This window comes from Paraburkholderia sediminicola (genome assembly GCF_046030555.1).
Lineage (GTDB): Bacteria > Pseudomonadota > Gammaproteobacteria > Burkholderiales > Burkholderiaceae > Paraburkholderia > Paraburkholderia sediminicola_E.
Genome location: NZ_JAQQCH010000003.1, coordinates 382,234 through 397,795, shown reverse-complemented (window position 1 = coordinate 397,795; position 15,562 = coordinate 382,234). Strand labels below are relative to the sequence as shown.

Annotated in this window: 14 protein-coding genes and 1 pseudogene; 9 read left to right on the top strand and 6 right to left on the bottom strand. The window is 59.2% G+C overall.

Features of this window, described 5'->3' with window-relative positions:
• The first annotated feature begins 620 nt into the window (after positions 1 to 620).
• Positions 621 to 1,283, top strand: coding sequence for a ParA family partition ATPase (gene parA, locus PQQ52_RS07485; protein ID WP_408208599.1), 663 nt, complete (start codon positions 621 to 623; stop codon positions 1,281 to 1,283).
• Positions 1,284 to 1,307: 24 nt separating this feature from the next.
• Positions 1,308 to 2,363 carry a ParB/RepB/Spo0J family partition protein gene (locus PQQ52_RS07480; RefSeq protein WP_408208596.1) on the top strand — a complete coding sequence of 352 codons (1,056 nt, stop codon included), beginning with the start codon at positions 1,308 to 1,310 and terminating at the stop codon, positions 2,361 to 2,363.
• Positions 2,364 to 2,445: 82 nt separating this feature from the next.
• Here PQQ52_RS07480 and PQQ52_RS07475 read toward each other — a convergent pair whose 3' ends face one another.
• On the bottom strand, positions 2,446 to 3,795 hold the full coding sequence (locus PQQ52_RS07475) for a replication initiation protein (protein ID WP_408208593.1): 1,350 nt from the start codon (positions 3,793 to 3,795) through the stop codon (positions 2,446 to 2,448).
• 1,977 nt (positions 3,796 to 5,772) lie between these two features.
• Here PQQ52_RS07475 and PQQ52_RS07470 point away from each other — a divergent pair.
• Positions 5,773 to 6,978 carry a DNA-binding protein gene (locus tag PQQ52_RS07470; RefSeq protein WP_408208590.1) on the top strand — a complete coding sequence of 402 codons (1,206 nt, stop codon included), beginning with the start codon at positions 5,773 to 5,775 and terminating at the stop codon, positions 6,976 to 6,978.
• Between the two features lie 88 nt (positions 6,979 to 7,066).
• On the opposite strand, the gene PQQ52_RS07465 is transcribed toward PQQ52_RS07470, so the two are convergent.
• From PQQ52_RS07465 to PQQ52_RS07455, 3 genes are all read right to left on the bottom strand, one after another.
• Positions 7,067 to 8,134 (bottom strand): tyrosine-type recombinase/integrase, encoded by a 1,068-nt coding sequence (locus PQQ52_RS07465; protein ID WP_408208587.1) that lies wholly within the window; start codon positions 8,132 to 8,134, stop codon positions 7,067 to 7,069.
• Between the two features lie 63 nt (positions 8,135 to 8,197).
• Complete coding sequence (locus tag PQQ52_RS07460; protein ID WP_408208584.1) at positions 8,198 to 8,596, bottom strand: DUF2471 family protein; 399 nt, start codon at positions 8,594 to 8,596, stop codon at positions 8,198 to 8,200.
• Between the two features lie 125 nt (positions 8,597 to 8,721).
• Positions 8,722 to 9,348: a helix-turn-helix domain-containing protein gene (locus PQQ52_RS07455; protein ID WP_408208581.1), complete on the bottom strand. Its 627-nt coding sequence runs from the start codon at positions 9,346 to 9,348 to the stop codon at positions 8,722 to 8,724.
• A 178-nt stretch (positions 9,349 to 9,526) separates the two neighbouring features.
• On the opposite strand from PQQ52_RS07455, the gene PQQ52_RS07450 reads away from it, so the two are divergent.
• Complete coding sequence (locus PQQ52_RS07450; protein ID WP_408208578.1) at positions 9,527 to 10,726, top strand: glycine C-acetyltransferase; 1,200 nt, start codon at positions 9,527 to 9,529, stop codon at positions 10,724 to 10,726.
• Between the two features lie 13 nt (positions 10,727 to 10,739).
• Complete coding sequence (tdh, locus tag PQQ52_RS07445; protein WP_028195988.1) at positions 10,740 to 11,771, top strand: L-threonine 3-dehydrogenase; 1,032 nt, start codon at positions 10,740 to 10,742, stop codon at positions 11,769 to 11,771.
• A 56-nt stretch (positions 11,772 to 11,827) separates the two neighbouring features.
• Here tdh and PQQ52_RS07440 read toward each other — a convergent pair whose 3' ends face one another.
• Positions 11,828 to 12,478, bottom strand: a complete 651-nt coding sequence (locus tag PQQ52_RS07440) for a YceI family protein (protein WP_408208574.1) — start codon at positions 12,476 to 12,478, stop codon at positions 11,828 to 11,830.
• A gap of 107 nt (positions 12,479 to 12,585) precedes the next feature.
• On the opposite strand from PQQ52_RS07440, the gene PQQ52_RS07435 reads away from it, so the two are divergent.
• From PQQ52_RS07435 to PQQ52_RS07425, 3 genes are all read left to right on the top strand, one after another.
• Positions 12,586 to 13,287 (top strand): TetR/AcrR family transcriptional regulator, encoded by a 702-nt coding sequence (locus PQQ52_RS07435; protein ID WP_408208571.1) that lies wholly within the window; start codon positions 12,586 to 12,588, stop codon positions 13,285 to 13,287.
• 13 nt (positions 13,288 to 13,300) lie between these two features.
• Entirely contained in the window at positions 13,301 to 13,780 is a 480-nt protein-coding gene (locus PQQ52_RS07430; protein ID WP_408208568.1) for a nuclear transport factor 2 family protein, read from the top strand.
• A gap of 223 nt (positions 13,781 to 14,003) precedes the next feature.
• On the top strand, positions 14,004 to 14,522 hold the full coding sequence (locus tag PQQ52_RS07425) for a hypothetical protein (protein ID WP_408208565.1): 519 nt from the start codon (positions 14,004 to 14,006) through the stop codon (positions 14,520 to 14,522).
• Here PQQ52_RS07425 and PQQ52_RS07420 read toward each other — a convergent pair.
• Positions 14,488 to 14,853, bottom strand: coding sequence for a hypothetical protein (locus PQQ52_RS07420; RefSeq protein WP_408208562.1), 366 nt, complete (start codon positions 14,851 to 14,853; stop codon positions 14,488 to 14,490). The two genes, PQQ52_RS07425 and PQQ52_RS07420, sit on opposite strands and share 35 nt — an antisense overlap.
• A gap of 276 nt (positions 14,854 to 15,129) precedes the next feature.
• On the opposite strand from PQQ52_RS07420, the pseudogene PQQ52_RS07415 reads away from it, so the two are divergent.
• Positions 15,130 to 15,387, top strand: a pseudogene (locus PQQ52_RS07415) (TolC family protein); the annotation flags it as partial.
• Positions 15,388 to 15,562 lie beyond the last annotated feature (175 nt).

Here is a 15,562-nt window from a genome sequence, read left to right as displayed (position 1 = left end):
GTCCCAGTCCCAGTCCCAGTCCCAGTCCCAGTCCCAGTCCCAGTCCCAGCCCCAGTCCCAGATGCCGCGTGCCGTGCCGTGCCGTGCCGTGCCGTGCCGTGCCGTGCCGTGCCGTGCCGTGCCGACAAGATCATGCATCGAACTGCTCGGTAAACGCACCGCCGACGACGACCCGATCAGGGAGTAGTGCCGAAGGGTTTATGCGCATAAAGTCACCGACTCGAAGTGGCTCACGGCACGAGCCTGACAGGCATATACCTCTGCCGCCAACAATCTCGCGATGCCGAAGCTAGCCGGTTAACCGAGGTAGCCTTGAATCCGCCAGGACTGGCGCCCCCGGTTATATCCGAGGACATCGCCCGCGTCGCGCGCGATACATCATCACCGACCGCTTCATACCTGTCGCCAACTCATTGCGCCTCATGTCTCTCGAACGCTGTCCGCGCTACCGCTGATAGCGAGCGTTTCACCGCTATTACGCAGCAGACCACCCAGCCCGCCTCCTTTATGCGCATAAACCTATCCCCAACGGCTATTTCTTCTCGCGTTTACACAAAAACGATTGAAATGCGAATTCATCCAGGTAAAATCCATTTGCGTCTAAAACGAAGAGGTGAAGATTGGCAGCAGAAATCATCGCGGTAACTCAGCAAAAGGGTGGGGTCGGGAAGAGCACAATCGCGATGCACCTCGGCGCTGCGTTCCATGAGAAAGGCAAGCGCGTCCTCGTCGTAGACGCAGATGGTCAAAACACACTGATCCACTGGGCCAGTGCAGCATCAGACGGCGATAACGGCATCCCCTTTCCGGTCGTCAACCTCTCTGAAGCCGGCAGCCAGATCCATCGCGAGATCAAGAAATTCGTAGCTGACTACGACATCATCGTCGTCGACTGCCCGCCCTCCATCACCGAGAAAGTGTCCGGCGTCGTGTTGCTCGCGGCGAGCGTCGCGATTATGCCAACGTCGTCGTCGCCCGCTGACTATTGGTCGAGCGTCGGACTGGTCAAGCTCGTGCAGCAAGCTCAAGTGATGAACGAGGACCTGCGCGCAGTCTTTCTGCTGAATAAGACCGAAGAGAAACGGATGCTGACGCGTGAACTGAAGCGCGCGTTGGAAGAACTCGGTTTCCCACTGCTCAAGACCCAGATCCCGACGCGCGAAGCCTATAAGCAGGCAATGGCGTTAGGACAGACAGTGCTTCAGATGAACGATCGCGGCGCCAAACTCGCCGCCATCGAAGTACGGGCGTGCGCCAACGAGATCGCCGCTCTGCTCCCCTGAATTTATGCGCATAAAGGACCCTGAATGAAACCCTCCCAATTCGCCAAAGGCTTTCAAGCACGTCCTGATACGACCAGCAGCGAAAAGCGAACCGCGCTCGACCGCCTGAATGCGATCGACGGTTTGGTCAAGAATGGCGCCAAGACTGCCGATGTCCCGAGCCGCACCATCCAGTCAGTTATGTCGCAGGACATCTCGGAGGCGGACGCCGCCGAGATCGCCAATGAGTCGGCGAACTACCGCGCGTGGCGGATCGAACACGCCTATCGGCCAGGTCAGGTCGTCGAACTCGCGCTCAAAACGATCAAGCCGAGTCCGTTCAATCCGCGCCATTTCTATCTGAAGCCGTCGATTGCCGACCTTGCAGTCAATCTGGCCAAGCAGGGCCAGCAGCAGGCAATCCACGTCATTCCCGATTATGACAATCCCGGCACCTACTTCGTCAGCGACGGTGGCCGGCGCGTTCGGGCGCTTAAAGAAGCGAACAAGGAATCGGTTAAGGCGATCGTCATCGATCTGCCCATCGGCATACAGAGCTATAAGCTCGGCTACGACCTCAACGTCCAGCGCGATTCGCAAACGGTGTTCGACAACGCCGTCGTCTGGAGACGCTTTCTCGACGAGCAACATTTCCAGAGCCAGAAGGAGCTCGCCGAGCATCTCGGACTGGACGAGTCGACCGTCGCGGTCGCCTTGTCGATTGCGAAGCTTCCCGAGGCGGTAATGCATGAGATGGTCGCTCGGCCTGACCGCTTCGGCTCAAACATGGCCTATCAGGTAGGCCGTTATCACTCTGCCCGCGGCGCCGACGCTACGCTGCGCCTGATCAACAAAATCCTCTCGGACGACCTGAGCACGCGACAAGTCGCGGACATCGTGAAGGGCAGGGCGAGCGCACAGGAAAGCACCAAGCCAGCAGGTCGGCAGCGCTATGCGCAGCGTCTGGAAATCAAGCTCGGCGGTGTCGCGGTCGGCGATCTGAAATCATATGGGGACGATCGAATCGAACTGCGCCTGAAGGGTCTCACGCGTGAGAAGCGCGACGACATTCTTCGTCAGATCGAAAAGATGTTGAAGTAACAGCGGGGAAAGTATTTGCAGGAAAAGAAAAACGGCGGCACACGAGAGTGGCCGCCGTTTTTTCTTGATGCGATCTTGATGGCTATGCCGCGCGCGATTGGCTCAGCGTGAAGGCGAGCAGGTCGCCGTCGGTAGGTTGACCCCACGTTTTGCGAGCCAGCCAATCGAAGAATGCCGTTTCGACGATCTTCGAATCCAGTCCACGACGGCGCCAGTCATCCCGCATGTGAGTGCCGAGGTCCGGCAACTCGTCGTCCTCAAACGACTTCCGCGCGATCTCCCGCTCGGACTCACCTTGCTCCTCGTAAAGCTCGCGTGCTTCCTTGCGCCGAACCGCTGAGTACTCGCCAAGCAGACGCGCTTTCAGGTCGTCCGCCGGCACGGCCACCGCGGCTTTGCCGCCGCTACCGGACGGCAGCACTTCGACTGGCGGCGCATAGCCTTTCTTCAACGCATCCTTGAACAGAGCCGGTGCGCTACGCACAGCGGGTAAGGACGTGCTGCGCATGCGCTGTTCGGTCATCTGCAGAGCCGCACGAATCCGGTTTTCTTCGCTATCGGCGTACAGCGTTTGCGCTTCTTTCAGCGGAATACCGATCTTCACCATCCGGTCGACCAGGGTGCTATCGAACACATTCGGGTGTTCATCGAGTGCGAGCATGGGCTGCTTGCGCTCGGTCACCCGGAACTGGATCTCGGCGACACGCCGCCCTTCCCGGTGCTCGATCAATTCGACAAAGATGTTGGTGACCGCATTCACTTCGGCGATGGCCGGGCGCAGGTAATCACGCTTGAAGTACTTGTACTCGCGCTTCGCCTCGTCGCCCGCCTCCGTGTCGGGTGTACCGGAGAGGATAGGGCGCCACCATTCCCATGATTCGCGCATCGTCAGATGGCTCGGGTTGGTCAGGTAGCGAACGCAGATCTCGTAAAGTGCGAGACCCGCGCTACTGCGCAACTGGCTCTGGAATTGCAGACTCAGCCGCGCATACTGGACCGGATCGAGCAGCTTCTTCTTGATCTTCGGTGCGAACGAGAATTCCACCCAAACGCGGCGGGTGGTGGGGTCTTCAAGAATTTCCGCGTCGGCAATCAGCGTGGAAATACCCCATTTCCGGCCTGGCTTCTGGCTGGACGTGCCAGTACTCCATTCAACCTGCACCGACACCATGCGCCGCAGGTGCTCTTTCACGAGCGCGGTGTCATTCGAGTCGAATGCCGAATTGGCGACGATGTCGGACAGCAAGGCCCGATAAGTGTCGCCAGACTCGTCAGCTTGCTGAGCGACGGCGAGGAGCACGTTGAACAGCTTGCGGGTGAGGAGCGTGATCTTGCCGCTCTTGGGCTGGATGGCGATCGCCTCGACGGCCTTGCGCAATTCGGCCGAACTCGGGCTGACTACGTCTGTCTTCTTCGCGCGCTTAGTGGCCATGCGTCTGGTCGAGGAGGGATTTGGCGTGAGCATACCGGCTGTGGTGATACACGTCTATAGCACGGGGCTCACCATTCCCGGTGAAGTGAGTTTACGAGGCGCAACTCACCTCGAGCTACTCCCGAAAACCCTCACCTCACCCGTTTCGCGCCAGGTTCAGGGCATCCTTACAGGTTGCGGCCTCCCGAAATACCGACCGATTTCCGACCTGCCGCGAACGGGAGCGATTTGATCCCGAATCTTCTCACCTCAAAAAATTCTCATGAATTTTTACCGGAGGCATATTGCGAGCGGATCGCACTCGCACTGAATCGGCGACGCCGACGCGCTTCGCCCCCTCTCCGCGGATAGGGTAGGGCACCCCGAGAAAAACTGTGGCGACCGCAATCGCCTTCATAAGCCCTGTAGAAAGCGCATCCTCAACCGGGCAGGCGCTACGATGAAGCTCGCCTGAATGCCCCATCCGGCACACCCATCGATTATCACCGTAGGGCCTGTGCCGCGCAGATACAGGCAGCAATCGCCACATGCTCACTCGAGCCAAGGTTGCCAAATCCGGCAGACAGACACCTCGTTCACGCGAGCGTGAGATCCGAGTCGCGACAAACTCTCCCGAAAAAGCTCACCTTAATGCCTGCTGAGCGCTCGGAACGACGCGGCCTCCAGACCTGGAGACATGAAAAAACACCGATAAATACTCCCGAAAAGCCTCACCGATGGGTCCGGAAGGGGCTTGGACAGGGCACAAAAAAGCGCCCCCGAAAAACCTCACCTTTGCGCGCTGCACAAAAATTATCCAATAGTTTCATTGAGTTAGAAAATCTTCGCGAGCCGGGTTACGAGTACAAGCCCCCGTATATCCTCACCTTAAGCAGCTTTCCCATGAATCTGGACGTTTCCGGCTGCCGCCCGAAGGCCCCCGAAAAACCTCACCTTAAGAATTCAGCGGCCGCAAAATCGGAACGACTCTGACAGCGTCCGTAGGGCCTTTCCGGCCTATCACGGCGATTTTGGTCCTGTATTTCCTCACCTTAACGATCACAAGTGCCCAAAAAGACTCCCGAAAAACCTCACCTTTGGGTCAAAACAGGCAATTTGGCGAGCCGGCGACCGTCTCGATCCATGTCTCCCGAATTCGCTCACCTTTCCTCAAGGGCAACCGAAGACCCCGTCGCAATTTCGGTTGAAATCCAGCCCCGCTCCCGCAAACACTCACCTTAAGCGCCCGGATGCCCAGAATTGAGGCAAAAATGACGCCTCGGCCCCGGAAAGTCTCACCTTCGGTTCGCGTTTTCTCCTGTCTTGACTCACCAATGGGGTTTACAAGGCCGAAATAAGGTCAAAAATTGGGGTCCTCAGTGGTCCCGAAAGCGCTCACCTTCAGGCCAGTCGCACCCGGAACCGACTTTTGAGCGCTGCCGGGCGATCCGGGACGCTCAGGTCCCGCAAAACCTCACCTTTAGCTAAACCCCGTTTTTAGAGTGGCTCCTGAACCCGCTCACGTTCTGTCCCGCAGCCACTCACCGAGGCCCCCGAACCTCATCACTCAACACTCCCGCAAGACCTCACCACCTCTCCCGTAAAGCTTCACCTTCCCGGGCTAGAATCCCCGCCTGGTAAGGGATTGCCATGGCGTTAACGTTTTTAACATGGATTCAAAGGTGTTTACTTTTATTACTCTCTAGACTTTCCCCGCGCGTCCTTCGGACAAGATCTTTCCACCACCACAGCACTTATCACACGATCGTGAAACAGTGAGCTATCAGAAAGAAACCAATGAAACCTCTTTATTTACAAAGGCTTATTGGCTAATCTTCGTTTTGTTTCACGGAAAAACGCAGCCTGCTCCGATCTCATGACCTACCGGTAGCGCTAAAACACGACAACCCGCCAAATAACACTCGCCTCACATAAATACGTAGCAAATAGTACGTAAATTGTTATGATTCATCCAATTCGAGCGACATCGAGGTATACATGAATCTGGACCAGGAACGACAAACCATCCGTCACGAGCTTGAATCGTTGAGGGCTAGCGGGGCACGGCGGCAAGAATTGTCACTGCATGCTTGCAAGCGGCTTTTTTTCGATTTGGGGATTCGCCCGTCCATGGCAGCTGTTCGCGACCTGACCCAAACCGGCAGCGCAAGCGACATCCCAAAGGACATCGACCACTTCTGGGAACGCATCAGAACAGTGTCACGCGTGAAAGTCGGTGCCGGGGCTATCCCGAAAGCACTGGAAGATCGCGCCGGAGAATTGTTAGGCGCTCTTTTTGAAGAAGCCGTCGTCCATGCCCGCTCGACCCTCGACAGCGAACGCGAGGAAATTCAAGCTCAAGTCGCCGCCGCCAACCAGTGCGTACGAGAAGCGGAAATTCGCCTCGGCGCGTCGGAAGAAGCGATCAAGCGCAGCGAACTAAGAGCAGAAGCCGCATGGGAGCGCGTTCGCGCACTCGAGGCTGAGCTTTCCAGCACCACAACACATGGAACCGCTCATCAGGAAGGCTTGCAGGCAACGGTCCGTCGACTCGACAGCGAAAATGAAACACTGCGTCAACGCCTCGATACGGAACAGGCGACCAACGCGGCGCTCCGTGACCGGATCGATGCACTCCATGTCGAATTGCGCCAAAGCACTGAACACTATGCGCAACAGATTAAGGACGCTATCGCCGAAGCCGAGCGGCGCGTGAAGCCGATGCTGGTCGAACTCGATTCGCTACGCAATATGGCGGCCACCTATCAGTCGGGGGTGCGTGACGCAAGCCGCAAGGAATTCGAGTTTATCCAGCAGATTGCCGCCGCCAAGGCGCGCGGCGACCGGCTCGACGCGCAACTGCGCGAGCAATCGGACGAAGTGGACGGTTTGACGAAAGAAGTCGCCGCGTTGCGCGGCCAGCAGGGCATCGACCCCTCGATCGCGAGTCTGCTGTGTTCGCTGGTCGAAGCGGGCAGGCTCACGACCGACGAGCTGACAGCGATCGGCACCGCGGCGGACGGCCATGTCGCGTTGCCGTTGCGTTGCCCGAAATGTGAGGAAGGTGAGCCCGAACTGTCGCAAGTGGATCACCGCTTCGAGTTGCAGTGTCCAGAATGCGATCACTCGTCAGGCCCCGGTGAATCAAGGCTGGAGGCGGTTAGCCGGTTTTTATCAAGTGGCTCGATGGCGGCGTCGGCCTGACCGGCCGATGCGATCGCGATAGCGGATAAATCGCCAAAGGTGAGGAAATTCGGGACCCTAAGGGTGAGTATTTTCAGGGCTCGCCCGATCACCCTTTCCTCGTTAAACGCCCGTCCTGTCTGGGCGTGGGCAATGGCGGAGCGGCTGGATCCGGCTCATCAACAACCGGCGAATCCTGCTGATCCATCCATCTTTGCCACGCCCGATACAGACGGTTGGCAGAGACTGCCTGTACAAATCCCAGCCATTGCCCGACCAGCTCTGCCTCAACTCCGGTCTCGAACAGATCTGCCGCAAAGGTGTTGCGCAAGGTTTGCGGACTGGCGCGTGAGGCTCGCAACGCGGCAATGCCGGCCGCGTCGATCAACGCGTCGACGGCGCGCAGCATCGTCGCCTTGTGCATCGGGCGTCCGGAAGGCGAAGCGGGAAAGACCAGATTGCCGGCCAGTTCGGAAAGACGCCGTTCGGCAAGCCATGCGTCAAGAATGGCCGCCGCGAAGGGTGCGAGCCGGGTACGCCGTGTCAGCATCGGATTCGCGGACTCGATCGTGACCCAGGGCGAGCCGACATTCACGCAACTAACCGTAAGCACGGCGGCCTCGCCCGTCTTGAGTCCACCGCCGAGAAACACAGCAATCAATGCACGGTCGCGCCGCTCTCTCCAGCGCTGCGCCATGGACACAATCGGCAAGGGTGAAAACAGATGCGCAATAAGCGCGGCTCGTTCGGCATGGTTGAGAAAGCCGGTCGGCTCGTTATCGCGTGCATCTCGCCATGCTGCTTCGCCATCCTGAGCAATGAAGCGTGCAGGATTGGTCGACGCTGATTCGATTTCGCGCACATGGTCCAGTACTCGCTCGATGAGCCGCAAATACCTGACGCGTTGCGGTTTTCGGATCGCCAGGCCGCCCACGAATTCAGCGATGGCGTGCGTATCGACCGTGACCAGACTCTTTTGGCGAATGGCAAGCCAGTCGAGGAAAAGTCCCCACTGCGCTTGATAGACTTCAGCAGACGAGCGCCTGAAATGCTGCTTGGCGAGCCATGCGTCGAAAGCGATTTGCGGATCGCGGCGCCAGTCTTCGCGTTCCTGATCGAAGAGATCGGTTGACGGTGCAGGACGTGTGACCGGGTCGGACAGATGAGGAGGTGACATACGCTATCTTTCCGTTAGTTGCGCACATTGTAGGTGGCAACCGCTGAAAGTACAGCGCCCAAGTCAGTCGCCCCACGCCCGTGCGTGCTTCTGCGGGGCGCCTTCAGACGCAGGTCGCGTGGCGCGGCGTGCCGCCTCTTCATAGGCCGATACGGCAAACGCAAAGACCGCCGGCAACGCGGTGGACGTGCCGAAATCCACCGCCTCGTCCGTTTCCGGATAAGGCAACTCGGACGGCCGTTGGAACAGGCCGAGCATGATCGCGTCATGCCGGCTGGCAAACCCGAGATCCGCCAGCGCTTCAGCTTCGATTGCATGTAGTAGGCGCCACGAGAGCGGCACCTGCTGGACGATGTAACGTGCGGCGATATTGCGCACGATATGTTCAAGATCGCGCGCCGCGGTTTGATAGCGCAGCGCGGCCAGCGCATGCTCGGCTTGTGCGGTCGTCAGGTCGTTCATGATCGGCTCCAGTCGATACCCTGTACTGTACAAATATACAGTGTCTCGCGCAACCTCACCGAACGGACAATTCCGCCTGAGTCAGCCCCGACTCAACCCATAACCAGCAGCGGTGCGCCCGCACCTCAGCCGTGAATCACCACCAGCAGCGCTTTCGCCTCGCCCTTTCCTGCATTGCGGATCGCGTGCGGCTCGTCGGCGACGTAGCGCGCGGTGTCTGCGGCCTTGAGCCGCTTCGTCGCGCCTGCCGCCTCGATCTCGATCGAGCCTTGCAGCACAGTCAGATGCTCACGCGTGCCGGGTTCGTGCGCGTTAGACACCAACGCCCCGCCCGCTTGCAATGTCAGCTCGTACCACTCGAATTTGCCGGCCAATTCGATCGGCCCCCAGACCCGCAGCTGATACTTGGCCTCATGGCCGCTCAAAGTCGGGATGTCGTGCGGACCGGAGACGGCAATCGCCTCCGGCGCCTTTTGCGGCGCGAACAGCGAATCGAGACTGACGCCGAGCGCGTTCGTCAGACGCCAGGCGACCGCGATCGTCGGATTGGCCTTGTCGCGTTCGATTTCCGAGAGCATCGATTTCGACACGCCCGCCGCGCGCGACAGGTCATCAAGCGTCATGCGCCGCTCGGCGCGCAGGCGCTGAATCTGCTCGCCGACACGAGGCGGCGCAGCGATCGCCGGGACCGTGTTCGCGCCAGGAGTGGGTGCCGCGTTGGCTGCCGCGCGGCGGATTCCCGAACTTGCCATTTACTGACCTATCGTTTAGAGTTGTTCGACATACCGGATTTTAGTTCGGAAAAACGAAAATATCCGATAAAACTGACAGCCGACTATAACAGGCCGCCCCAACGTCGAACATGCCGACCATGCCGCAAGTGCCGAACATGTCGCACATAGGCGCACCACCTTTTCAGGAGTCTGGTTCATGCGTGACCTTTATCTCGCCCATCTGCGCGGTACCCTCGAGCAGATTCGCGCTGACGGTTTCTACAAGAACGAGCGCGTGATCGCCAGTCCGCAGTCGGCCGATGTGCGCCTCGCGAACGGCACTGAAGTGCTGAATTTCTGCGCGAACAACTACCTCGGTCTTGCCAATGACGAACGGCTGATCGAGGCCGCCAAGCTTGGTCTGGATAATGACGGCTTTGGCATGGCGTCGGTACGCTTCATTTGCGGCACGCAAACCGTGCATAAAGACCTCGAAAAAGCGTTGGCCGCCTTCCTGCAAACCGACGACTGCATCCTCTATTCCAGCTGTTTCGACGCGAACGGCGGTCTGTTCGAAACCCTGCTCGACGACAACGACGCCATCATCAGCGACGAACTGAACCACGCGAGCATCATCGACGGCGTGCGGCTTTCGAAGGCGAAGCGCTTTCGCTACAAGAACAACGATCTCGCCGATCTCGAAGCCAGACTGAAAGAAGCCGATGCCGCCGGCGCGCGCTTCAAGCTGATCGCCACCGACGGCGTGTTTTCGATGGACGGCACCATCGCCAATCTCGCGGGCATTTGCGATCTGGCCGACCGCTACGGCGCACTGGTGATGGTCGACGATTCGCACGCGGTCGGTTTCGTCGGCGAACATGGGCGCGGTACGCCGGAACATTGCGGCGTGCTGTCACGTGTCGACATCATCACCGGCACGCTCGGCAAAGCACTGGGCGGCGCCTCGGGCGGTTACGTCGCCGCGCGACAGGAAGTGGTCGATCTACTGCGTCAACGTTCGCGTCCGTATCTGTTCTCGAACACACTGACGCCTAGCATTGCGGCCGCCTCGCTGAAGGTACTCGAGTTGCTGGCAAGCGACGAAGGTGCGCAACTGCGCGCGCGCGTGCGTGAAAACGGCGTGCATTTCCGCCGTGCGATGAGCGCGCTCGGCTTCGCGCTCGTGCCCGGCGAACATCCGATCATTCCAGTCATGCTTGGCGACGCGCAACTCGCATCGAACATGGCCGACGCATTGTTAAAGGAAGGCGTGTACGTGATCGGCTTCTCGTTCCCTGTGGTGCCCAAAGGTCGTGCGCGAATCCGCACGCAAATGAGTGCGGCGCACACGCCAGAACAAATCGATCGAGCCGTCGACGCCTTCGCGCGCGTCGGCCGTCAACTCGGCATTATCTGAAGCGGAGGCGCACATGAAAGCATTGGCAAAACTCGAGCGCGCACCGGGCCTCACGCTGACGGATGTGAAGAAACCCGAAGTCGGTCACAACGACGTGATGATCCGCATCACGCGTACCGCGATTTGCGGCACCGATATCCATATCTGGAAATGGGACGACTGGGCACAAAAAACGATTCCGGTGCCGATGCATGTCGGCCATGAATACGTCGGTGAAATTGTTGAAATGGGTCAGGAAGTGCGCGGCTTTGCGATCGGCGATCGCGTGTCGGGCGAAGGGCATATCACGTGCGGTTTCTGTCGCAACTGTCGTGCGGGGCGTCGACACTTATGCCGCAATACGGTGGGCGTTGGCGTGAACCGTGAAGGCGCATTCGCCGAATACCTCGTGATTCCCGCATTCAACGCGTTCAAGATTCCGCCCGAAATCTCCGACGATCTCGCCGCGATCTTCGATCCGTTCGGCAACGCCACACATACGGCGCTGTCGTTCAACCTGGTCGGCGAAGACGTGTTGATTACCGGCGCTGGCCCGATCGGCATCATGGCGGTGGCGATTGCGAAACACGTTGGCGCACGCAATGTGGTGATTACCGACGTCAACGACTATCGCCTCGAACTCGCGCGCAAGATGGGCGCGACGCGCGCGGTGAATGTCTCGCGTGAATCGTTGCGTGACGTCATGGCTGATTTGCACATGGCCGAGGGTTTCGACGTCGGTCTGGAAATGTCAGGTGTGCCGAGCGCTTTCACCAGCATGCTCGAAGCGATGAATCACGGTGGCAAGATTGCGCTGCTCGGCATTCCGCCCGCGCAGACCGCGATCGACTGGACCCAGGTGATCTTCAAAGGCCTTGAAATCAAGGGCATTTACGGTCGCGAGATGTTCGAGACCTGGTACAAGATGGTGGCGATGTTGCAAAGCGGTTTGGACCTGTCGCCGATCCTCACGCACCACTTCAAGGTCGACGATTATCAGGAGGCGTTCGCCACCATGCTCTCAGGCGAGAGCGGCAAGGTGATTCTCGACTGGACTGCCGCGTGAGTTGAACGAGCAGCGCATTCAAGCGCAACTGCTGAAACAAAACGCCCGCACCGCGCTCACGCGCCTGCGGGTGTTTTCTCGAACTCAGCCTGAATACGCACATGAATATCGTCGCCGACTGCCGGGTACCACGTCGACAAACCGAACTTCGCGCGGCTGAAATGCCCGTCCGCGGAAAAGCCGAGCGTGTCTTTTTTCGTGAGTGGATCGGGGGCGAAACCGTTGAATGTCACGTCGAGCGTCACGGGTTGCGTGACGCCGTGAATTGTCAGATCGCCGGTCAACGTGCCGCGCGATTCCCCGGTGCGCTCAAAGTGCGTACTGGTGAAGCGCGCCTCCGGATAGCGCGCGACGTCGAGCATGCTGTCGCTTTTCACCATCTTGTCGAGTAGCGGCACATTTGTATCGATGCTCGCGGCGTCGATCGTGATCGCCACGCTACTCTTGTCCATCCCGCCTTCGTTCCAGTCGAGTTGCCCCTGCCTGCGATCGAAGCGCATCGTAAAGCGCGAGTACTTGAAGTGATCGATGTCGAAGGTGATGCTGCAATGGTCCCGATCGAGATCGTAGCGGCCAGGCGGCACGCGCGCTTCGTTCTGGCTGACCGTATGGGTGAGCACTTGCAAAGGCGTGCAGGCCATCAAAGTTAGCAGCGCGGCGCTGAGCAACGCGCGTACCAAGGTGACGCGGACAACAGGGAAGCTCATGGAATTCGTCCGGTTGGTCGATCAGCACCACGATAACAGCAAGCGCAGCAATCCGCCGAAGCGTACAAAAACTTGACGAAGGAGAATGATCGTTCTACTCTTCGCATATGGCTACTCAAACCCCAACTGAATCGGTCGCGTCCGGCAGCGCGCGTGAAAGGCTGCTCGACGCCGCGGAAGCGTTGATCTACGCCGGCGGTATTCATGCAACCGGCGTCGACGCGATCGTCAAGCAGTCCGGCACCGCGCGCAAAAGCTTTTACACGCACTTCGAATCGAAAGACACGTTGGTCGCTGCCGCGCTGGAGCGGCGCGACGAACGCTGGATGAACTGGTTTATCGCGGGCACGCTGCGACATGGCAAGACTGCGCGCAAACACCTGCTCGGCATGTTTGACGTGTTGCGCGAATGGTTTGCGTCAGAGGACTTCCATGGTTGCGCGTTTCTGAACGCGGCCGGTGAAATCGCCTCCGCGGATGATCCGATCCGGATCGTCGCGCGTGAGCACAAGGAACGCCTGCTCGCCTTCGTGCGAACTCAGTGCGATGAGTATGCGGCCGAATCGGGCATGGAGGTCCGCCGCGCCGCGCGCCTGTCGCGCCAATGGCTGATCTTGCTCGACGGCGCCATTGCCGTGGCGCTGGTGAGCGGCGAAGCCGACGCCGCGCTCGATGCACGAGCCGCCGCGGAAGCCTTGCTCAATGCCGAGTCCGCAAGCGAATCGAACCCACCTGCAGGTAAATCCGCGAGCAGGTCCCCAAGTAAAGCCCCAAGCAAACGACCGCCATCCCGGCGTACCGAGACTTGACTGAGGAGCCACCATGGCCGACCCGATCGAAACCCGCCCGCCCCTACCGCCGTTCACACGCGAAACCGCGATCCAGAAGGTGCGCGCCGCGGAAGACGGCTGGAATACCCGTGACCCCGAGCGCGTGTCGCTTGCGTACACGCCGGATAGCGTCTGGCGCAACCGTGCCGAATTCACGCATGGACGCGCGGAGATCGTCGGACTGTTGCGCCGCAAATGGGCAAAGGAACTCGACTACCGCCTGATCAAGGAACTGTGGGCATTTACGGGTAACCGTATCGCCGTGCGCTTTGCCTACGAATGGCACGACGACTCGAACAACTGGTTCCGTTCATATGGCAACGAGAATTGGGAGTTCGACGAGCACGGGCTGATGGCGCGCCGTCATGCCAGCATCAACGATCTGCCGATTCGCGAGGCCGACCGCCTTTATCATTGGCCGATCGGCCGCCGTCCCGATGATCATCCGGGCCTGTCCGACCTCGGCCTTTAGACCTGTCCATGACGTTGAAAGTGGACACCTGCCAGGTGTTCACCGCTTTGCCATCGGTTCTCCGTTATGGTTTCATCTGCGCTGTGGGGCACGTCCTGTGCCCGCGCGCCCGAGCGTGTCCTCCACATCGCCAGTGCGGGTTGAGGTACAGTGCGCGACGGACGGCAAGCAGAAATACCTCGAACATAGACGACACCGGCGCTCGACCGGTGACGGAGACATCATGCATTTTCGGCAGATAAAGAAGCAGATTCGGCACACGACCGTGGCGCTTGTCGCGAGTCTGGCCGCGGCGTCCACGGCGCATGCGGCCAACTGGTGCGAGAGCGGCGTATGGGTCGACGCAATGCTCGGCTCGTATCACATCAACCCGGACCCGAACACGCATTTCGAACAGTTCAATCCGGGCCTTGGTGTCGAATGCTGGCTCAACAATCAATGGGCCTTGACTGCCGGCGGCTTTCGCAATTCGCTGCGGCGCCCTTCTTATTATGGCGGCGGCGTCTGGGCGCCGGAATTCGCGCACTGGGGCATCGTGCGGATCGCGGCGATGGGCGGGATCATCTCGGGCTATAACTATGGCAACTGGGGTCTGGGACGTAACCATACGATCGGGCCGGTAATCGCGCCGATCGTGATGGTTGAGTACAAACGCGTCGGGGCTAACTTCATCGTGATTCCGCCAATCCCCTCGGACGATCTTCCGTTCACGATCGGGTTTCAGTTGAAGGTGAAGTTTTAGTAGAAGGTTTGGTTTCTATTTGTGGGTTTGGGCTTTCGACTGATTCCAGCGCTTGAGGTTTTGCGGCAGCGTTGACGAAGGTGAGGTTTTTCGGGAGAGCTATTGCCGAAGGTTCGAAGGGCGCGGCCGATGCGGGTTTCAGCTCCTGGAAGTCCTCACCATCCTGGAAACGCTCACCTCGAGACGCGATTCGACGACACCAGGTGCTTTCCCGCTCGAGTTCATCGAGCAGTGAAGAATGGTGAGGAATTCCAGGAGACGGCGCTATCCCGACCAATGGTGAGGAATTCCAGGAGACGGCATCATCTCCGTCAAAGGTGAGTCGTTCCATGCGCTGAACAGCACCTTGGAAACATGCAAAGACACACTAAGGTGAGAAATTCCAGGAGATGGTCTGCAAAGGTGAGTGATTCCAGGAGGTGAGCAATCGCCTTGATGAGTGCGCACCTTAATAAGGTGAGGATTTCCAGGGAGTCCTCCTCATAGCCGCGCCGGTGATGTGGCGAGCGCTCCAAACCTCACCCTGATGCGCGCTGGTGGACGACCGATACCGCCAATCTTCTTACATCCTCTTTCGTATGCAAACAAAGCGGGTGCGCGATACCGTGCGCTGACTACGCGCGCGACTTACGTCGATCAGGTGGAGGCGGATCGCGAATATGTGACGTCGTCGCAGCGGTATTACACGCTTGCCCAGGCGCGTTACAAGGCGGGCACGGATAGCTTCCTCACGTTCCTCGACGCGCAGCGCACGCTCTACACCGCGCAGCAGTAACTCGCGACGGATAGTCTGTCGCGGCAAGCCAATCTCGTGACCTTGTACAAGGTGTTAGGTGGCGGTTGGGGGGGCGCTAGAAACCGATAGGTGAGGAGATTCGGGAGTCGGCGCGGTGAGAATAGTGCTACCTGTCCGCGCACTTCATGTCTAAAGGTGAGGATATTCGGGAGCATGCGACAAGGCGTTCATGCCCGGGCGCGCATCGAATGACGAACCCTTTCGGAGCACTTGCCTCGCGTGATCAAATCGGCGATTGTAACGT